Origin of the sequence: Streptomyces longisporoflavus, from assembly GCF_014649775.1 — a bacterium.
GTDB classification, from domain to species: Bacteria; Actinomycetota; Actinomycetes; order Streptomycetales; family Streptomycetaceae; genus Streptomyces; species Streptomyces longisporoflavus.
The window spans coordinates 80,096-99,814 of the sequence record NZ_BMTR01000020.1 but is presented as its reverse complement, the minus strand read 5'-3'; the positions used below and the strand labels follow the sequence as shown (position 1 = coordinate 99,814).

General features: G+C 71.5%; 13 protein-coding genes. 2 read left to right on the top strand and 11 right to left on the bottom strand.

Features of this window, described 5'->3' with window-relative positions:
- Window positions 1-127 precede the first annotated feature (127 nt).
- Both IE226_RS32690 and IE226_RS32685 read right to left on the bottom strand, forming a co-directional pair.
- Window positions 128-3,064 carry a putative bifunctional diguanylate cyclase/phosphodiesterase gene (locus IE226_RS32690; RefSeq protein WP_373307081.1) on the bottom strand — a complete coding sequence of 979 codons (2,937 nt, stop codon included), beginning with the start codon at window positions 3,062-3,064 and terminating at the stop codon, window positions 128-130.
- Window positions 3,065-3,442: 378 nt separating this feature from the next.
- Window positions 3,443-4,408 (bottom strand): 2-hydroxyacid dehydrogenase, encoded by a 966-nt coding sequence (locus IE226_RS32685; RefSeq protein ID WP_190085047.1) that lies wholly within the window; start codon window positions 4,406-4,408, stop codon window positions 3,443-3,445.
- A gap of 97 nt (window positions 4,409-4,505) precedes the next feature.
- Here IE226_RS32685 and IE226_RS32680 point away from each other — a divergent pair, with 97 nt between their 5' ends.
- On the top strand, window positions 4,506-5,498 hold the full coding sequence (locus IE226_RS32680; RefSeq protein WP_190085046.1) for an aldo/keto reductase: 993 nt from the start codon (window positions 4,506-4,508) through the stop codon (window positions 5,496-5,498).
- Between the two features lie 90 nt (window positions 5,499-5,588).
- Complete coding sequence (locus IE226_RS32675) at window positions 5,589-6,752, top strand: PQQ-dependent sugar dehydrogenase (protein WP_229871661.1); 1,164 nt, start codon at window positions 5,589-5,591, stop codon at window positions 6,750-6,752.
- A gap of 33 nt (window positions 6,753-6,785) precedes the next feature.
- Here the strand turns inward: IE226_RS32675 and IE226_RS32670 are convergent, their stop codons facing one another.
- The 9 genes from IE226_RS32670 to gatB all read right to left on the bottom strand — a co-directional run bounded on the left by IE226_RS32670 (window position 6,786) and on the right by gatB (window position 19,712).
- Window positions 6,786-7,043: a DUF6191 domain-containing protein gene (locus IE226_RS32670; protein WP_190085045.1), complete on the bottom strand. Its 258-nt coding sequence runs from the start codon at window positions 7,041-7,043 to the stop codon at window positions 6,786-6,788.
- 103 nt (window positions 7,044-7,146) lie between these two features.
- Entirely contained in the window at window positions 7,147-10,287 is a 3,141-nt protein-coding gene (locus IE226_RS32665) for a helix-turn-helix transcriptional regulator (protein ID WP_190085044.1), read from the bottom strand.
- A gap of 65 nt (window positions 10,288-10,352) precedes the next feature.
- Window positions 10,353-10,538, bottom strand: coding sequence for a hypothetical protein (locus IE226_RS32660; RefSeq protein WP_190085043.1), 186 nt, complete (start codon window positions 10,536-10,538; stop codon window positions 10,353-10,355).
- Between the two features lie 320 nt (window positions 10,539-10,858).
- A complete protein-coding gene (locus IE226_RS32655) occupies window positions 10,859-11,485 on the bottom strand; it encodes a hypothetical protein (RefSeq protein WP_190085042.1) in 627 nt (208 codons plus the stop codon).
- 35 nt (window positions 11,486-11,520) lie between these two features.
- Window positions 11,521-12,111: a GNAT family N-acetyltransferase gene (locus IE226_RS32650; RefSeq protein WP_190085041.1), complete on the bottom strand. Its 591-nt coding sequence runs from the start codon at window positions 12,109-12,111 to the stop codon at window positions 11,521-11,523.
- Window positions 12,080-14,326, bottom strand: coding sequence for an MMPL family transporter (locus IE226_RS32645; protein ID WP_190085040.1), 2,247 nt, complete (start codon window positions 14,324-14,326; stop codon window positions 12,080-12,082). Before IE226_RS32645 ends, IE226_RS32650 begins: the two co-directional genes overlap by 32 nt.
- A gap of 225 nt (window positions 14,327-14,551) precedes the next feature.
- Complete coding sequence (locus tag IE226_RS32640) at window positions 14,552-16,657, bottom strand: phosphocholine-specific phospholipase C (protein ID WP_190085039.1); 2,106 nt, start codon at window positions 16,655-16,657, stop codon at window positions 14,552-14,554.
- 146 nt (window positions 16,658-16,803) lie between these two features.
- Complete coding sequence (locus IE226_RS32635) at window positions 16,804-18,093, bottom strand: SLC13 family permease (protein ID WP_373307083.1); 1,290 nt, start codon at window positions 18,091-18,093, stop codon at window positions 16,804-16,806.
- A gap of 107 nt (window positions 18,094-18,200) precedes the next feature.
- Window positions 18,201-19,712: an Asp-tRNA(Asn)/Glu-tRNA(Gln) amidotransferase subunit GatB gene (gene gatB, locus IE226_RS32630; protein ID WP_190085038.1), complete on the bottom strand. Its 1,512-nt coding sequence runs from the start codon at window positions 19,710-19,712 to the stop codon at window positions 18,201-18,203.
- Window positions 19,713-19,719 lie beyond the last annotated feature (7 nt).

The following is a 19,719-nucleotide window of genomic DNA, read 5'->3' as shown; positions in this document are numbered from 1 at the left end:
GCGCGTCGGTGCGGTTGCGGGATTCCGGTCGTCGGACCGGTGAGTCCCAGCTTCAGCCGACGCGCTTTCCAAGTACGAGAATTCGGGTGCGCATGGCATTGACCCTCTCCCCGGCGCACAGCGCCTGTCAAGTAGGTGGGACGGGGGTCTCATTATGTGAGCGCAGGAAGGACTCGACACCTCCCCCGAATCCCACCGGAGGAGCGCCCGCGAGGACCACCTCCGCGGGCCCGCGCGGCACCGGATACTCGCCGAGGGACAGCGCGCGGCGCAGGCGGTACTCGTCGAGCGGCCCGGAGAACGCCATGCCCTGTCCGTGGGTGCAGCCCATCGCGCGCAGGGCGGTCACCTGCTCCGGACGGTCGACGCCGTCGGCCACGGAGCGCAGCCCCAGATCGGTGGCGATGCGCAGCAGCCCGGCGGTGATCTTGTGCAGCCGCGCGGACTCGACGACGCCGTCGACGAGACTCCGGTCCAGTTTCAGTACGTCGACGGGCAGCCGCCGCAGCGCGGTGATGGCGGCATAGCCGCTCCCGAAGCCGTCCAGGGCGATACGCACACCGAGCCTGCGCAGTGAGGTCAGGCGGCGCTCCAGATCGTCCAGGGAGACGCGGGGGTCGCTGTCGGCCAGCTCGATGATGAGCGCCCCAGAGGGCAGGCCGTAGCGCGTGAGGAGTGCCTCGATGGAGCCGAGCGGCATGGAGCGGTCCAGGAGGCGCCGCGCGCTGACGCGGACGGTGACCGGCGTCGCGTGACCCGTACGGCCGCGCTCCGCGGCCTGCTGGACGGCCTCCTCCATCATCCAGCGGCCCAGTTCGGCCGTCCGGGCGCTCTCCTGGGCGTCCGAGGCGTCGGCGACGCGCAGGAACTCGGCGGGCGTGAAGAGGATGCCCTGCGCCGAGCGCCAGCGCGCCTGGGCGGCGACGGACGTGATGCGTCCGTCGGCCAGGGAGACCACCGGCTGGTGGAGCAGGGCGAACTCGCCGTCGTGCAGCGCGGTGCGCAGCCGTGTCGCGAGCTCCGCCTTCCGGACGACGTCGGCCTGCATCTGGGGGGCGTACAGCTCGACGCGTCCCTTGCCCGCGGCCTTGGCGCGGTACATCGCGAGGTCGGCGTTGCGCAGCAGCTCGCCCGCTCCGAGGCCGGGCTCGGCGAAGGCCACGCCGATGGACGCCGCCACGCGCACGTCGTTGCCGTCGATGGCGTACGGCTGGGAGAGGGTGATTCTGAGACGGTCGGCGAGTTCGTAGATGTGCTGCTCGCGTGCGGCCTGGTCGCGGGTGCCGTCGCCCACGATGAGCGCGGCGAATTCGTCGCCGCCAAGCCGGGCCGCGCAATCCCCGGACCTGACGGCCTCCTGAAGGCGACGGGCCGCCTGGATGAGGAGCTCGTCCCCCGCTTGATGGCCGATGGTGTCGTTGACCGCCTTGAAGCCGTCCAGGTCGATGAAGAGCACGGCCGTGCCCCGGTCGGTGACTCTGCGGCCGGTGAGCGCCTGGCCGACCCGGCGGGTGAACAGGGCGCGGTTGGGCAGGTCGGTGAGCGGGTCGTGCTCGGCGTTGTGCTGCAACTGCGCCTGGAGCCGGACCCGTTCGGTGACGTCACGGCTGTTGAAGATGAGGCCGCCCTGGTGGCGGTTGACCGTGGACTCCACGTTCAGCCACTCGCCGTCGCCGGACTTGAAGCGGCACTCGATGCGGGTCGTGGGTTCCTCGACGGGGTTCGCGGCGAGGAATCTGCGGACTTCGTGCACCACGCGGCCCAGGTCCTCGGGATGCATGAGCGAGGCCAGCTCGGACCCCATGAGGTCCTCGGCCTCGCGGCCGTACACACCGGCGGCGGCGGGGCTGACGTAGTGGAGTATGCCGTTCGGGGCGGCGATCATGATCACGTCGCTCGAACCCTGCACCAGGGACCGGAAGTGGTTCTCCTTCTGGGCCAGTTCCTGGGTGAGGGTGATGTTGTCCAGGAGCATGATGCCCTGGCGCACGACGAGAGCGAGCACGACCGTGCCCGCGGTGAAGAGCACGACTTCGTCGACACTGCGACCACTGAGCACGTTGTACAGAATCCCCAGCGTACAGACGGCGGCGGCCAGATACGGGGTGAGCGCGGCCAGTGAGCCGGCGATCGGCCGGGTGGGGGCGCCCCGCATGCCCTTGGGGGCGCCGTCGGACTCCTCGCGCCCGGGCTGCGCGTCGTCCCCGGACTTCTGCCGGGGCACGGCCCAGGGTGCGTACGCCAGGAGCAGCGATCCCGCGAACCAGCCCGCGTCCAGCATCTGCCCCGAGCGGTAACTGGCGTGCAGCAGGGGCGAGGTGAACATCGCGTCGCACATGACGGTCAGCGCGAGGGCGCCGATCGCCGTATTCACCGCCGTGCGGTTGCCGGCGGATCGTCTGAAGTGCAGCGCGAGGACCATGCTGACCAGCGCGATGTCCAGAAGCGGATAGGCCAGCGAGAGCGCGGCGTGTGCGACGCTCTGGCCCTCGAACTGCGCCGTGTGCGCGAGCGCCAGGCTCCAGGAGAGCGTGAGCAGCGAGCCGCCGATGAGCCAGGCGTCGAGCGCCAGGCAGACCCAACCGGCCTTGGTCACCGGGCGCTTGGCGAGCACGAGGAGACCGATGATGGCGGGCGGCGCGAAGCAGAGGAAGAACAGGTCGGCGAGGCCCGGGCTGGGCACCGGCTGTTCGAGCACGACTTCGTACCAGCCCCATACGCCGTTGCCCAGGGACGCCATCGCGGAGGAGAGCGCGAAGAGCAGCCAGGCGGGTCGAAAGCGGCTGCGACGGGTGCGGGAGTAGCGGAAGCAGGAGACCGCGGCTGCCGCGGCGGCGATGCTCAGACCGAAGTCGCCCATGATCAGGGCGGCTCGGGTCGAGCCCCAGCCGAGCGCGGCCCCGGTGGCATAGCCGCCGCAGAGCACGAGGAGCGCGATCTGGGAGGCCAGGCCTGCTCCGCCGCCGGTGGCGGGGCGCCGGGTCAGTGGCGTTCGGGGCCGCATCGGCGCCGTCAGGCCGCTGCCGCCGTCCAGGGCGGTGGCGGGTGACGGACGGGTGCTCACCGGGCCGCCCTGGTCCGTACCGCCCCTGTGCCCGTCCGCCTCCCGTGACTGGTCGACTCCGGGATTTCGTGTGCGTGACCCTCGCGCGTCCGACTGCGGGCCGGCTTCCGTGAGAGTCGCCGCCGGCAGTCTCGCCGCGTCGGTTCGTTCGCCCATTGGCCGTACATCGCCCGTCGCCCCCCTCGCGTCTGATGCCTCGTCCCCGGCGCCGAAAAAGGTCCACGGCGCATCCCCTGTCGGGACGATACACCAGTCTCGTCACTCAGGGACATAGGTTCAGTACGCTCAGTGACGGCGGACGAGAGTGTGGACACGGGGCGCGCACGCTCGGGTGCGCAGCGTGCTCGAACGATCCCTGGCCGATTGCGGGTTCGTGCGCTAGCCCGTCGGTCGGGAACCGGTCGTGAGCACCACGTTCCCCAGGGGTTTCCCGGCGACGTGACGGGTCAGCTGCGCGGCGAGCAGGCGTTTGGCGCGGGGCAGGAAGGCGGACGTCGATCCGCCCACGTGCGGACTGATGAGCACTCCAGGAGCGTGCCACAGGGGGTGACCTGCGGGCAGCGGTTCCGGATCGGTGACGTCGAGGGCGGCGGTGATCCGGCCGCTCTCCAGTTCGGCCAGGAGCGCCTTGGTGTCGACGACGGGGCCGCGCGCGACATTCACCAGCAGGGCGCCGTCCTTCATACGGGCCAGGAAGTCGGCGTTCACCAGGCCACGGGTGGTGTCGGTGAGGGGCGTGGAGAGGATGACCACATCGGCCCCGGGCAGCAGTGCCGGCAATTCGGCGAGCGGGTGCACGGGGCCGCGCTCCGTGGCACGGGCGGAGCGCGCGACGCGCGCCACCCGCGCGCACTCGAAGGGGGCGAGCCGGTCCTCGATGGCGGAACCGATCGATCCGTACCCCACGATCAGCACGGACTTGTCGGCGAGCGCCGGATAGAACCCGGACCGCCACTCCTCCTGCCGCTGCCCTTGAACGAACCGCGGGATTCCGCGCAGGGACGCGAGGACCAGGGCGAGCGCCAGCTCGGCGGTGCTGGCCTCGTGCACGCCCTTGGCGTTGCACAACTGCACGCCGGGAGCGAGGTACTTGAGCCCGGCCTGCACATGGTCGATGCCGGCGGTGAGCGTCTGTACGGCGCGTACGGACGTCATCCCGGGCAGCGGTCGTACGGAGGTCTCCGCGCCCTTCAGATACGGCACCACGTAGAACACGCAGTCGGCCGGGTCCGCGGGGAAGTCCGGGCCGCCGTCCCAGTAGCGGTAGTTGAGCCCGGCTTCGGCGGCCGGTGGCAGGCCTTCGATCTCGTCCGCGGCGTAGGGGAGCCATACGTCTGTCGTCATGGTCAGGAGGCTAATGCGCGGAGGCCGCACGCCACGCGAGGGGAGGCAGAGGTTACGTTGGGGGCCGCTCTGACATGAGGTGGGAGGGCACGGCCAGGTGGACCGCAGGAGGATCGGCGCGGCAGCGCTCGAGGTGGGTGCGGTCGGGCTCGGCTGCATGCCGATGAGCTGGGCGTACACCGGCTCCCGGCAGCGGGGCGAGGAGTCGCTGCGCACCGTGCACGCCGCGCTCGACCAGGGCTCGACCCTCCTTGACACGGCGGACATGTACGGGCCGTTCACCAACGAACTCCTTGTGGGACGGGCGCTGAAGGAGCGGCGGGCCGAGGCCTTCGTGTCCACCAAGTGCGGGCTCCTGGTCGGCGAGCAGCACATCGTCGCCAACGGCCGCCCCGGCTATGTGAAGCGGGCCTGCGACGCGTCGCTGCGGCGGTTGCAGACCGAGACGATCGACCTGTACCAGCTGCACCGTGCCGACCCCGAGGTGCCCGTCGAGGAGACCTGGGGCGCGATGGCCGAACTCGTCGCCGCGGGGAAGGTGCGGGCGCTCGGCCTCTGCGCGGTGGGGGCGCGTGCTTCGCGGCGCGAGGGCAGGGGGCTGCACGAGGGGACGGTCCGGCAGCTGGAGCGGATCCAGCAGGTTTTTCCGGTCAGCGCGGTGGAGGCCGAGCTGTCGGTGTGGTCGCGCGAGGCCCTGGAGACGCTGCTTCCGTGGTGCGCGGCGCGCGGGGTCGGCTTTCTGGCGGCGATGCCGCTGGGGAATGGTTTCCTCACGGGGACGCTGACGCCGGGGCAGGGCTTCGAGCCGGACGACGTGCGGGCCCGGCACCCCCGGTTCACCGCCGAGATGATGGCGGCCAACCAGTCGCTCGTGGTGGGCCTGCGCCGGGTGGCCGGGCGGCACGGGGCGACACCGGCGCAGGTGGCCCTCGCCTGGGTACTCGCGCAGGGCAGTGCCGTGGTGCCGATCCCCGGGGCCAAGCGGGAGCGCTGGGCGGTGGAGAACGCGGGGGCGGCGGCGGTGCGGCTCACCGGCGCGGATCTGGCGGAGATCGAGGCGCTGCCCTCGGCGTTGGGCTCCTGGGACTGACGTCCGCGGGTCGGTGGAGCGGGGTTGGGAACCTGTGGGGACCGAGCGGTGTATGAACAGTAGAAGCGCTGCGTCGAAGGGAACCAGATCGTGCAACGACCCGCTGTAACAGCCGCATTGGCTGCCGCCGCCCTAGTGCTCACGGCCGGTTGCTCGTCCGGCGGCTCGGACGCACCGGACAACGCGAAGAGCGCCGAGTCCCGCCCCGCGCCATCGGACAAGTCCTCGGGCAAGCCGCGCGCCGGCGACGCCCCGCCCGAGAAGGGCTCGGCGAAGGTCACCAAGACACTGACCGAGAACTTGAAGTCGCCGTGGGGCCTCGCGCCGCTCCCCGGCGGGGACCTGCTGGTGTCCTCCCGCGACGAGGGGACCATCACCCGGGTCGACGGCGAGACGGGCAAGAAGACCGAACTGGGCTCGGTCCCCGGCGTCTCCCCCGCGGGCGAGGGCGGCCTGATGGGCCTCGCGCTCTCTCCTTCGTACGCGTCGGACCACATGGTCTACGCGTACTTCACCACCGAGTCGGACAACCGCATCGCCCGCATGCTGTACGACGAGAAGAAGCCCTCGGGACAGCAGCTGGGCGCACCCGACACGGTCTTCAAGGACATCCCCAAGGGGGTCGTCCACAACGGCGGCCGGATCGCCTTCGGCCCGGACAAGATGCTGTACGCGGGCACGGGCGAGACGGGTGACACCGGCCTGGCCCAGGACAAGAAGTCGCTCGGCGGCAAGATCCTGCGCCTGACCGCGGACGGCGACCCGGCCCCCGGCAACCCCTTCGACGACTCCCCCGTCTATTCGTACGGCCACCGCAATGTGCAGGGCCTGGCCTGGGACGAGGAGAAGCGGCTCTGGGCGGCGGAGTTCGGCCAGGACACCTGGGACGAACTGAACGAGATCAAGGCCGGCGACAACTACGGCTGGCCGGAGGTGGAGGGCAAGGGCGACGAGGAGGGCTTCCACGACCCGGTGGCCCAGTGGAAGACCTCGGACGCCTCTCCCAGCGGCATCGCCTACGCCGAGGGTTCGGTCTGGATGGCGGGCCTGCGCGGCGAGCGGCTGTGGCGCATTCCGGTGCGCGGCGTGGACGGCACGGCGGAGCCTCGGGCATTCCTGGAGGGCGAGCACGGGCGCCTGCGCACGGTTCTCGCCGCGGGCGGGGACAAGCTGTGGGTGGTGACGAACGAAACGGACTCCCGTGGCACCCCGGAGAAGGGGGACGACAAGATCCTTGAGGTGACGGTGAAGTAGGGCCTCGGGGGGGGTGGCGGCTGCCGCCTGCGGCTACGTGCCGGGCTGAGGCGGAGTCCCGGGCGTCGCGTCCGCCGCCTGATCGGGCTCGGTGTCGGGCAGCTCGGGCTCCGGCTCGGGTCCGGACGTCGCCTGCTGCGGCACCCGCACCACCACCTTGCCGGAAGTGAGGTCTATCGGGCCGCGGCCGGGGTCGCCGTCGGCCACGTCTACCCGGCTCAGCTCCAACCGCTTCTGCTCGTCGTCCGTGTGTTTGCGGCCGGGCTGGAAAAGCTCGATCGGGTTGAACACTGCGCCTCCTGGCGGCCGGGTTCCTCCCTCCAAGCGTAAGCGAGCCCTTCCGAAACCCGCTGGGGCCGGAAAACCGCAGGTCAGCCGGTTGGTCAGCGGTTGGTCAGCCGGTGGCCTCGGCGGGCTCCGCGGGGAACAGGCGCAGGCGGTGGGCCAGGGCCGCCGCCTCGCCCCGGCCCGCGACGCCCAGCTTGGCGAGGATGTTGGAGACGTGGACGCTCGCCGTCTTCGGGGAGATGAACAGTTCCTCGGCTATCTGGCGGTTGCTGCGGCCGGCGGCGACGCGGCGGAGCACGTCACGCTCCCGGCTGGTCAGGCCGAGCGCCTCGGCGGGGTCGACCGGGGCGAGGCGGGCGCTCTTGGGGTCGCAGATGTCCAGGGAGAGGCGGGCGCGCCGGGCGAGCTGCGCGACGGCGTCGGCGAGGGGCCGGGCACCGAGGCGCTCGGCGACCTCGCCGGCCCGGCGCAGCAGACCGGCGGCGCGCTCACGGTCCGCCTCGGCGTCCGCGCCGGAAGCGGTCGCGGCCGTCGTGAGGAGGGACTCGGCGAGGCGCAGACGGGTGCGGGCGAGGTCGTAGGGGCGGTCGAGGGGTTCGAAGGCCGCGACCGCCGCGGACCAGTCGGCGGGGGTGTCGCGGTCCTCGGCACGCAGGAGTTCCGCGCGGACCCACTGCTCGTGGGCGACCCAGACCGGTACGGGCGAAGGGAGCTTCCCGGCGGCGCGCCGGATGCTGTCGACGACCTCGGACCGGCCGGGCTCGGCGGCGGGCAGGCCCCGCGCGTCGGCCTCCGAGACGGCGGCGGCGAGCAGCAGGGGCCAGGTGTAGCGCTGGGTGCCGGGCGGGAAGCCTGTGGCGAGGGCCGCTTCGAGCTCGGCGCGCACGGCTGCGACACCGGCCGCGCGGTCGGGGTCGGCGGCCGCGATGCCGAGGGCGGCGGTGACGAGGGGCAGGGTGTACTGCGGCATGAGGTCGTGCGAGCCGTAGTGGCCGCGGGCCGTTGCCAGCTGGGCGGCGGCCTCGGGCCGGTCGCCGCGGCCGATGGCGACGCAGGTGAGTTGCAGGGCGGCGCCGCCCCGCGGCTTGACGCTGAGCGCGCCGCGGCGGGCCGCCTCGGCGGCGGCGACCGCCTCGTCCCAACGGCCGAGGGATATGAGGGTCTCCGCCGTGTTGACCTGGATCCAGCTCTCGGCGTCCGTGAGTCCGTACTTGCGGCAGAGCGCGAGGCCCTGGTCGCTGACCTCCAGGGACTCGGCGGAGCGGCCCGCGCCTTCGAGCACGGAGGGCAGGTTGATGTGGATGTGCGGGATGCGGGAGACGAGGCCGGGCGGTGCCAGGCAGCGGTCCCTGACCGCGTACATCTCCGCGAGGCCGTGCTCGACGTCGCCCGCGTCGGCGAGGAGGCCGCCGAGGATGAGCCGGGCGTTGAGTTCGGTCTCCTCGGCCTTGACCATCCGGGCGTACTCGACGGCGCGCTCGGCCGCCGCGATGGTCTCCTCGCCGGGGTTGTGGAGCATGCCCCACGAGGCGACGTTCATGAGGACCTCGGCGTGCACCTCGGACGGCGGGAGGCCGCGGACCAGCTCCTGGGCCGTGGCGATCTCCGCCCAGCCGTCACCGCGCGCGAGCGTCGAGGTGAGCCGGGAGCGCTGGATCCAGAACCAGGCGGCGCGCAGCGGGTCGCCGTCCCCGAGTTCACGCAGCGCACGCTTGGTGATCTTCATGGCGCGTTCCCGCTCACCGCAGAGGCGTCCGGCGACGGCGGCCTCCGCCATGAGGTCGAGGTAGTTCAGCGGGGCGGACTCGGCTTCGCCGCCGCCGGGGGTCCCCCCACGCCCTTCAGGCAGCGGCGGAGGATAGGCCTCGGCGTAGTCCAGGGGGCGCAGTTCGCGGCGTACGTCTTCGGGGGCGCCTTCCCACAGCTCCATCGCCCGTTCCAGAAGGCGCAGTTGCTCGGAGTACGCATAGCGGCTGCGCGCCTCGACGGACGCCCGCAGGACGGCGGGGAGCGCCTTCGCCGCGTCGTGCGCGTGGTACCAGTAGCTGGCGAGGCGGGTGGCGCGCTGGTCGTCGGGGACGAGCGAGGGATCGGCCTCCAGGGCCATGGCGAAGCGGCGGCTGATCCGCGAGCGCTCACCGGGCAGCAGGTCGTCGCCGACGGCCTCGCGCACGAGGGAGTGCCGGAAGCGGTAGCCGTCGCCGTCGGGTGACGGCAGCAGGATGTTGGCGCCGACGGCGGCCCGCAGCGCCTCGATCAGATCGTCCTCCGCGAGCCCCGCGACCGCGGCGAGCAGCCGGTACTCCACGGTCGATCCGCCCTCGGCGACGATCTTGGCCACCCGCTGGCCGTCCTCGGGCAGTTCCTCGACGCGTACGAGCAGGAGATCGCGCAGCGAGTCGGTGAGGCTCGCGCAGCTGCCGCCGTGCGAGGCGACCGCGAGTTCCTCGACGAAGAAGGCGTTGCCGTCCGAGCGTTCGAAGATGTCGTCCACCAGGGACTGCGCGGGCTCGGCGCTGAGGATCCCCGCCATCTGCTGTCCCACTTCGCCCTTGCTGAAGCGGGACAGTTCGATGCGCCGCACCGTGCGCAGGCGGTCGAGCTCGGCGAGGAGCGGACGCAGCGGGTGGCGGCGGTGGATGTCGTCGGCACGGAAGGTCGCGACGACGACGAGGCTGCCGCTGCGCAGCGTACGGAAGAGGTAGGAGAGGAGGTGGCGGGTCGAGGCGTCGGCCCAGTGCAGATCCTCCAGGGCGACGACCACCGGGCGCTCGGCGGCGAGGCGCTCCAGGAGGCGGACGGTCAGCTCGAAGAGGCGGGCCATGCCTTCCTCGTCGTGCTGGGCGTCGGTGCCCCGGCGGCGCTGCGGCGCCTCGCCCAGTTCGGGCAGGAGCCTGGCGAGCTCGCCCTCCTGGTCGGCCGCCGCCGCGTCCACCTCGTCGGGGAGCTGGCGGCGCAGGGAGCGCAGGGCGCTGGAGAAGGGGGCGAAGGGCAGGCCTTCCGCGCCGATCTCGACACAGCCGCCGAGCGCGACGACGGCACCTTCGGCGCGGGCCGCGGCGGTGAACTCCTCGATGAGGCGGGTCTTTCCGACGCCGGCCTCGCCGCCGAGCAGCAACGCCTGCGGCTCGCCCGTGCCGGGGGCGGTCCCCCTGGCACGGGCGAGTGCGTCGTTCAGTACGCCCAACTCGTCGGATCGGCCGACGAACACGGGGCTTACGGACCTGGTCTCCACAGCGGTGAGCATCGCACAGGGTGCGGGCCCGGCGGCAGCGGATATCCCGGTGGGCCCGGCGTGCGCCGCCGTGTCCATCACGCGGTCCGGGTGAAGCGGAACCTCCGCTGGCCGGTACTCACCCGCCCTCCGGTTTCGTGGTGGGCCGAACGGCGCTCGCGGCGGGCCGCCTTGGCCTCCCGGGCCTCGCGCAGGAGGCGGCGGCGGTCGGCCTCGCGGGCCAGGTCGGCGGCGCGCAGCTGGTGCATTTCGTATTCGAACATGCGTGAACTCCCTGGACTCTGCCTTGCGGCTGGCGGCTTCTTGCGATGCCTCTACTTTCGTCCGCCAGGGAGGGTCGGCACATCGGGAGAGTGCCGCATCTTGAGGGGGTGGGGGGCCTTAGGCGGGCGGCAGGGTGCGGCCTAGGCTTCCGCCCTCCGCCTAAGGCCCCCTAAGGCCGCCTGGGGCCGCCTAAGGAGCCATGAGGCATCTGAGGCGTGCCCGGCGCGCACGAAAGCGCCGGCGCGGCTGAAGATCCAGCCCCACCGGCGCTCCGAGTACTTCGCTCCGAGTACTTCGCTCCGCGTGTACCCCGCCCGCGTCAACTCGCCGACGGCAGCCCGTAGATCAGGTCCGAGTACTTGGCGATGGCGAGCAGCAGGCCGATGACGCCCAGGGAGACACCCGCCCAGGCCACCGACTTGATCCACGACGCCTGCGCCTGGCCGGGCGCGCCGAACGCGGGCCGGACCAGGACGATGAACCCGACGACCAACGCGGCGAGCGCGAAGGCGCCAGCGATCAGCGCCGTGATCTGCCAGGAGTCGCCGTACAAGGCCTGGATCTGGTCGGCGATGGCGGTCGACGGCTTCTTCTGCATCTCCAGCTGACCGACGATGTTCGAGCGGTCCGCGGCGACCGTGCCGAGCCAGCCGCCGGAGAGGCCGATCACACCGAGCGCGGCGGAGACGACGGCCGCGGCACCCTGGAACACGCCGCCGGACTTCGCCGGAGCGACCTCCTCGACGACGACAAGCTCATCGGCGTCGTCGGGGTGGTCGGCCGCACGGTCGGCCGGGGTGGCGGCGTCCTCGACATCGGCGCTCTTCTCCACCTTGACGGCGTCCGCCCCGGTGCCGTCCGCGGTGTCCGCGCTGTCCACGGCCTCGGGCTCTGCGGGCTTAGCGGCCGCCTTGGCCGCGGCTTCGTCCTCTGTCTTAGTTCCCATGCTCCGCACCGTACGGACGGAGTCTGAGAGGTTTCTTAACGAGCCGCAGAGCCCGCGCCGCCCGCGGCCTCACGCGCCTCACGCGCCTTGCGCCACTCCGGCGCGAGCACCGACCAGACCTCCATGTCGTGCCGCACGCCCTGCCAGGGGAAGCTCTCCCGCAGCACGCCGTCCTTCGTCATCCCGAGCCGCTCGGCCACCGCCTTGCTGCGGGCGTTCGCCGAGGAGACCAGCCACTCCACGCGGTGCATGCCGCGCTCGTCCACCGCCCAGTCGATGAGGACCCGGCTCGCCCGGGTGATCAGACCGCGCCCGGCGGCCGAAGGCTCCAGCCAGACACCGACCTCGCAGCTCTCCGTGGCCGTGTCGAAGATCCGGAAGAGCACTCCGCCGACGAGCGTGCCGTCCAGCCAGATGCCGTACAGGCGGCCCGTGTCGGCGGCCTGCTTGTCGGCGAACACCTGGAGCCGCTCGCGAGCCGAATCGAGGTCCTTCGCAAGGACGGTCAGGGGTACCCACGGCCCCGCGTACTCCCGCGCACGATCGACGTGCGCGAGGAACTCCTCCGCCTGCCACGGCTCGATGGGCCGCAGTTCAGCGCCCTCGCCCAGCGATATCGCGAACATCCCGCTCCTTCAGTCCGTCCGGGTCTTGTGCCGGGATCCTCGCACTCGCGGCGGTTTCGCTCGAACGAGTTTCCGGCGGCTCGATGCTGACGCGCGGCAGCAGACGGTCGAGGCCGCGCGGCAGCCACCAGTTGGCGCCGCCCAGCATGTGCATCAGGGCCGGGACCAGGAGCGTACGCAGGACGAACGCGTCGAGCGCGACCGCGGCGGCGAGACCGATGCCGAACATCGCGATGACCCGGTCGCCGCTCAGGACGAAGGCGAGGAAGACCGAGATCATGATGACGGCCGCGGAGTTGATCACTCGGCTCGTCTCGGCCAGGCCGACCCGTACGGCCCGCCGGTTGTCGCCCGTCTCCAGCCATTCCTCGTACATCCGGCTGACCAGGAAGACCTGGTAGTCCATGGAGAGCCCGAAGAGGACGGACACCATGATCACGGGCAGGAAGGGCTCGATCGGCCCTGCCGAGCCGAGGCCGAGCAGCTCGCTCCCCCAGCCCCACTGGAAGATCGCGACGACGATCCCGAAGGCCGACGCCACCGCCGCCACGTTCATCGCGGCGGCCTTCAGGGGGATGCCGACGGACCGGAAGGCGAGGAGCAGCAGGACGCAGCCGAGGGCGATGACCACGCCCACGAAGAGCGGCAGCTTGCCGACGATGATCTCCGCGAAGTCGTCGTAGCTCGCCGTGACGCCGCCGACGTACAGGTCGAGGGAGGTGTCGGCCTCGGCCCTGGGGAGCACGTCGTCGCGCAGCCGGTCGACGAGCTCGCTGGTCCGCTCGGACTGGGGGGAGGAGGCCGGTACGACGGTGATGTGGGCGGTCGTGCCGTCGGCGTCGTACGTGACGGGGCTGACGGAGGCGACGCCCTTCGTCGATTCGAGCACCGGGCCGAGGTTGGTGAGGGCGAGCCGGTCGCCCGCTCCGTCGACGGGGGTGACGAGCGTGAGCGGGCCGTTGACGCCGGGGCCGAAGCCGTCCGCGAGGAGGTCGTAGGCCTGCCGGGTGGTGGCCGTCGCCGGGTTGTTGCCCTGATCGGACGTGCCCAGATGCAGGGAGAGGGTGGGCAGGGCGAGCACCGCCATCACGGCGACGGCGACACCGCCGAGGAGCTTCGGGTGCCGCTCGACGAAGGCGGACCAGCGCGCGGCGAGCCCGGTGGGCACCTCCGGGGCCGGTCCGTGTTCGGCGAGCGCGCGCCGTTCGCGGCGGCTGAGGGCGCGCGGGCCGATCCAGGACAGGAGCGCGGGGAGCAGGGTCACCGACGCGGCGACCGTGAGGAGCACGGTCAGCGACCCGGCGATCGCGACGCCGTTGAGGAAGCTGAGCCGCAGGATGAGCATCCCGAGCAGCGCGATGCACACGGTGGCGCCCGCGAAGACGACCGCGCGCCCGGTGGTGGCGACCGCGCGCTCGGCGGCGACGGCCACCGGCAGGCCCTGCTTGAGGCCCTTGCGGTGTCTGGTCACGATGAACAGCGCGTAGTCGATGCCGACGCCGAGCCCGATCAGGGTGCCCAGCATCGGCGCGAAGTCCGCGACGGTCATGAGGTGCCCGAGCAGCACGATGCCCGCGTACGCCGTGCCGACCGACACCAGCGCCGTGGCGATGGGCAGCATCGATGCGGCGAGCGAGCCGAAGGCGAGGAAGAGCACGACGGCGGCGACGGCGACCCCGACGATCTCGGCGGTCTGCGCGCTCTTGGACTCGGTGAGGGCGACGGCGCTGCCGCCGAGTTCGACCTCCAGGTGGTCCGAGTCGGCGGCCTTCGCGGTGTCGACGAGGGCCCGGGCGTCCGCCTTGCCGATGGCGTCGGCCTGCTCGTGGAAGGTGACGGTCGCGTACGCGATGCGCGCGTCGCCGCTGATCTGTGCGGCGCCGTGCTTCCCGTACGGGCTGCTGACGGAGGCGACCGCGGGCAGGTCCTCGATGCGGTCGAGGGTGTCGGACATCGTCTGCTCGATGTCGGCCGCGCGGACGGTCGTATCCGCCTCGGTCCGCCAGACGACGGTGTTGCTGTCGCCGCCGAGGCCTTCGAAGCCTGCGTTCAGGAGCTGGGTCGCGCGGCCGGACTCGGTGCCCGGCACGTCGTAGTCGTTCGAGTACGCGGATCCGGCGACGGCCGCGGCGCTCGCGGCGCCGCCGAGTGCGAACAGCCAGAGCAGTACGGCCAGGAGGCGATGCTTGAGACACCACCGTGCGACTGCTGCCACTGACTGGCTCCCTGTTCTGGTTCGTAGATCTTTACCGGGAACCGTCTTGAATGAGATGAACAGCCCGCAAAGAACGCTTGAGCGACGACATATGCGTCGTAAGTACTCCGGAAGTACTTTGGCAGCACCTGGAGATCATTGGTCCCGTTCGTGGCTTTCCTCACAAGTTCACATAAGGGTGTGCGAGGCCCCGTCGGGACCTCGCACACCCTCAGAACCGGGGATTCAGCCCGACACGCTCGCGCGTCCGTTCTCTATGTGCCCCATCAGGCGGCGCCGGAAAGCAGGTTCGCCCGCCGCGGTCACCTGAACGTCGTACCAGCCGTGTTCGTCGTCCGTGTGCCAGGCGATCGTGCGGCTGCTGCCCGCCTTGACGCGGACGATCCGCGTACGCGACCTGACGTGCCGCTGGGCCACATAGCCGACCGGCTCGACGGTGAAGACGAGTTCCTTGCGGCCCCGATTGGCCAGCGTCACATGGATCTCACGGCGGGTGATCGCGGAGGCGACCTGCGCCTTGCCGTCCCTGCCGCCCGCGAACTCGCGCCGGAAGCCGTTCGGCCCCGTGATCGTGAAGTCGTACGCGTCCTTGGCCACCGGGACGGTCCAGGAGCCCTCGCGGACGACGTCCTGGTGCTGGGGGGCCGGGAACTCTCCGGCGTACGGGTAGAGCGCGAAGTGCGCGCTGGAGCGGCCGCCGTTGCCCAGCCGCACCGAGAGAGCGCCGCTCTCGCCCGGCTTGACGTACGCGTCGGGCTGGTAGGGCAGCGGGCGGGCGCGGCGGGTGCCGGGCTCCTGGACCGGCATGGACTGCTTCGGGGGCGGCTGCGGGGACCAGCGGCCGCTGAACTCCGGGATGGCGCCGGGCTGCTCGACGTCGGGCTGCCGGTGGCCGCGCCGGAAGTCGAAGGCTCCGGTGAGGTCGCCGGTGACCTTGCGGCGCCAGGCGCTGATGTTGGGCTCGCGGACGCCGGTCCACTTCTCCAGGAAGCGCACGACGGAGGTGTGGTCGAAGACTTCGGAGGTGACGTAGCCGCCGACGGTCCAGGGCGAGACGACGAGCATGGGGACGCGCACGCCGAGGCCGGTCGGCTTCCCCTCCCAGCGCTCCTCCTGGTCCTCGGGCGAGTCGGTGCCGGGGACGGGCGGCGGGACGTGGTCGAAGAAGCCGTCGTTCTCGTCGTAGTTGATGAAGACGGCGGTGCGGCGCCAGACCTCGGGGTGCGAGGCGAGGGCGTCGAGGACCTTGTAGACGATGGTCGCGCTGTGGATGGGCGACGAGACGCTGGGGTGCTCGGAGTCGAGGGCGGACGGCACCAGATAGCTGACCTTGGCCAGCTTGCCGCCGGCGACGTCCTTGGCGAACTCCTCGGCGAGCTTGCCGGTGGGCACGCGCCGCAGGCCGCGCTCGAACAGCGACTTCTCCGCCTTGGTGAGGGTGGCGACACCCTCCTCCAGGGTGGCGAGCAGCTTCGCGCGCTCGGCCTCGTCCTTGGCGTCGCGGACCTTGGCGTAGAAGGCCTCCATGTAGGTGAGGCCGGTCTTGGCGAGGACCTTGCGGGCGATGGCCTTGAAGGTAGTGAAGAATTCGATCTGGTTGTCGGTGAAGTTCTCCCACTCGGTGTACGTCTGCCAGCTCACGCCCGCCTTCTCCAGGCGCTCGGCGTACGTCCCCCAGTCGTAGCCGGGGTGCTTGCCCTCGTCGTACGCGTCGTTGCCGACGGCGCGCTTGCCGTTCGCCTCGTAGCCCGTCTTGCCGCTCCACAGGTGGTTGCGGTTGGGGCTGGTGGAGGTGTGGACGGAGGAGTGGTAGGCGTCGCAGACGGTGAAGGTGTCGGCGAGTTCGTAGTGCAGCGGGATGTCCTCGCGCGTGTAGTACGCCATCGTCGCCGCGGTCTTGGCGGTGATCCAGCCGTCCGACCAGCCGTCGTGCCAGGCCTTGGCGCCGCCGCTCCAGGAGTGGTCGAGGGCGCCGATGTACTGCAGGTCCTTCTTCTGCGCGGCGGCGGCCTCGCGGACGGGGAAGGGCAGGACGGTGCCGAGAGCGGCCGGCTGCTCGAACACGGACTTCCCGCCGGGGAGCCGGACGGCGTTGCGGTCGCCGAAGCCGCGTACGCCGCGCAGGGCGCCGAAGTAGTGGTCGAAGGACCTGTTCTCCTGCATCAGGATGACGACGTGCTCGATCGAGTCGAGCCCGCCGCTGCCGGGTTTGTGCCGGTCCTGTGCCAGTGCCTGCTGCAGCGAGGGCGGCAGGAAGGATCCGACGGCGGCGGCGCCGAGCGCGCCTCCGCCGACCGCCATCAGCCGCCTGCGTGATATCTCCGGGGACACGTACGACCTCCAGTCGACGGCCAATGGTTCTCTGCTGATCCATTGACCTGCTCGCCGGGACGCTAGTGAAGTCCGGTATCCGTGTGAAGACTTGGGGACGAAGTCGGCGTGAACGGAGCCGCCCGGGTACGGGTGGCCCGGCGCGGTCAGCCGATCAGCAGCCCCGCCCACAGCGCGAGGGTCGATGCCGCGAGCGTGAGGGGCACGGTCAGGACGCCGAGCACGGTGAACGTCCGCAGGTCGGCGTCCGTGCCGTGGTCGTGCAGGATGCGGCGCCAGAGCAGGGTGGCGAGCGAGCCGACGTACGTCAGGTTCGGGCCGATGTTGACGCCGATCAGGGCCGCCAGGACGGGACCCGGGCCCGCGGGGGCGACGGCGGGCAGCAGGGCGAGGATCGCGGGCAGGTTGTTGATCAGGTTGGCGAGCACGGCGGCGAGGCCCGCGATCGCGAGCAGGGCGGGCAGCGAGGCGCCGTCCGGCAGGATCCACTCGATCCCGGAACCGAGGCCGTTGTCGACGACCGCCTTGACGACGATGCCGAGCGCGAGCACGAACAGACAGAACAGCGGGCTCGCGGAGCGGACGATTCCGGTGGCGGTCGTACGTTTTTGCAGCAGCGCCCGGACCGCGAGCACCGCGGCTCCGGCGAGGGCCGCCCACAGGGGTTCGGCTCCGGCCAGCGAGGTGACGACGAAGCCGGCGAGGGTGAGACCGAGGACGACCAGCGTGAAGACCGGTACGGGGGTCGGCTCGACCTCCTCGGGCTCCTCGGCGCCCGCGTCCAGGTCGGCCTCGAAGTACCGCCTGAACGCCACATACTCGATGCCGATCGCCACCAGCCACGGCAACGCCATCAGGAACGCGAACCGGGTGAAGGTGAGACCACTGGCGGTGAGGGCGAGGAGGTTGGTGAGGTTGGAGACGGGCAGCAGGAGCGACGCCGAGTTGGCGAGATGCGCGGTGGCGTAGACGTGCGGGCGGGGCCTGGCGCCGACGCGGGCGGCGGTGGCGAAGACGACCGGGGTGAGCAGGACGACGGTGGCGTCGAGGCTGAGCACGGCGGTGATCGCCGCGGCCACCCCGAAAACCCCGCCGAGAAGCGCCCGGGTCCGTCCGCCGCAGATACGGGCGACGAGATCACCGGCGGCGGCGAAGAGCCCGTCGTCCGCGCAGAGTTGCGCGAGCACGAGGACGGCGGCCAGGAAACCCACCACGGGCAGCAGGCTCCGGACCTCGGCGAGCGCGTGCTCCGGCGAGACGGCCCCGAGCCCCACGACAAGCCCGGCGGCGGGCAGCGCGGCGGCGGCCTCGGACCACTTCTTGGGCCGTACGACGGCGAACGCGAGCACGGCGAGAAGCAGGCCGACGGAGAGGATCTCGGCGGTGACGGTGTTCAGGGGAGGCTCCGTGGCCCGGGGCTTGCGATGGTCCGACAGGGCGAACAGCACCCCGCCCGCCCACTCGATGGCCCCAGGGCAATCGGGTGGGCGGGCGGGAAAGATCCGCCGCGAAGCGGCGGTTCAGGCCGTACAAGCGAAAGGCCTCAGCCCTCCACGCCCAGCTTCTCCAGGATCAGTTCCTTGACGCGGGCCGCGTCGGCCTGACCCCGGGTCGCCTTCATGACCGCGCCGACCAGCGCACCGGCCGCCGCGACCTTGCCACTGCGGATCTTGTCGGCGATGGCGGGGTTGCCCGCGATCGCCTCGTCCACGGCGGTCGTCAGGGCGCCCTCGTCCGAGACGACCTTCAGGCCACGCTTCTCGACGACCTCGTCCGGCGTGCCCTCGCCCGCGAGGACACCCTCGAAGACCTGGCGCGCCAGCTTGTCGTTCAGGTCGCCCTTGGTGACCAGCTCGGCCACGCGCGCGACCTGCGCCGGGGTGACCGGCAGCTCGTCGAGCGCCCTGCCCGTCTCGTTGGCGTTGCGGGACAGCTCGCCCATCCACCACTTGCGCGCGGCCGCCGAGTCGGCGCCCGCCTCGATCGTGGCGACGATGGGGTCGACCGCACCGGCGTTCAGGATCGACTGCATGTCGTGCTCCGAGACACCCCACTCCTCGCGGAGGCGGTTACGGCGCACGCGCGGCATCTCGGGGAGACCGGCACGCAGCTCCTCGACCCACGTACGGGCCGGGGCGACGGGGACGAGGTCGGGCTCCGGGAAGTACCGGTAGTCCTCGGCGTTGTCCTTGATGCGGCCCGACGTCGTGGAGCCGTCCTCCTCGTGGAAGTGACGGGTCTCCTGGACGATCGTTCCGCCGCCGTTCAGGACGGCCGCGTGCCGCTGGATCTCGAAGCGCGCCGCACGCTCCACGGAACGGAGCGAGTTGACGTTCTTCGTCTCCGAACGCGTACCGAACTCCTCACGCCCGTGCGGGCGCAGGGACAGGTTCACGTCGCAGCGCATCTGGCCCTTGTCCATCCGGGCCTCGGACACGTCGAGCGCCTTGATGACCTCGCGCAGCTCCGCGACGTACGCCTTGGCGACCTCGGGAGCCCGCTCGCCCGCGCCCTCGATCGGCTTGGTGACGATCTCGATGAGCGGGATACCGGCGCGGTTGTAGTCCAGGAGCGAGTGCGACGCGCCGTGGATACGGCCCGTCGCGCCACCCACGTGCGTGGACTTGCCGGTGTCCTCCTCCATGTGGGCGCGCTCGATCTCCACGCGGAAGACCTCGCCGTCCTCCAGCTGGACGTCCAGATAGCCGTTGAAGGCGATCGGCTCGTCGTACTGGGAGGTCTGGAAGTTCTTCGGCATGTCCGGATAGAAGTAGTTCTTCCGGGCGAAACGGCACCACTCGGCGATCTCGCAGTTCAGCGCGAGACCGATCTTGATGGCGGACTCGACGCCGATCTCGTTGACGACCGGCAGCGCACCGGGCAGTCCGAGACAGGTCGGGCAGGTCTGGCTGTTGGCGTCCTGCTTGAGCTCGGTGGAGCAGCCGCAGAACATCTTGGTCTTGGTGCCCAGCTCGACATGGACCTCAAGGCCCATGACGGGGTCGTACGTCGCGAGGGCATCCTCGTACGACACCAGGTCAGTCGTGACAGTCACGGTGAAA

Excerpts from the sequence above, each read along its gene's own strand:
- IE226_RS32660 (WP_190085043.1), bottom strand. The coding sequence starts at position 10,538 with ATGTTCGAATACGAAATGCACCAGCTGCGCGCCGCCGACCTGGCCCGC.
- IE226_RS32655 (WP_190085042.1), bottom strand. The coding sequence starts at position 11,485 with ATGGGAACTAAGACAGAGGACGAAGCCGCGGCCAAGGCGGCCGCTAAG.
- IE226_RS32650 (WP_190085041.1), bottom strand. The coding sequence starts at position 12,111 with ATGTTCGCGATATCGCTGGGCGAGGGCGCTGAACTGCGGCCCATCGAG.
- IE226_RS32665 (WP_190085044.1), bottom strand. The coding sequence starts at position 10,287 with ATGCTCACCGCTGTGGAGACCAGGTCCGTAAGCCCCGTGTTCGTCGGC.
- IE226_RS32685 (WP_190085047.1), bottom strand. The coding sequence starts at position 4,408 with ATGACGACAGACGTATGGCTCCCCTACGCCGCGGACGAGATCGAAGGC.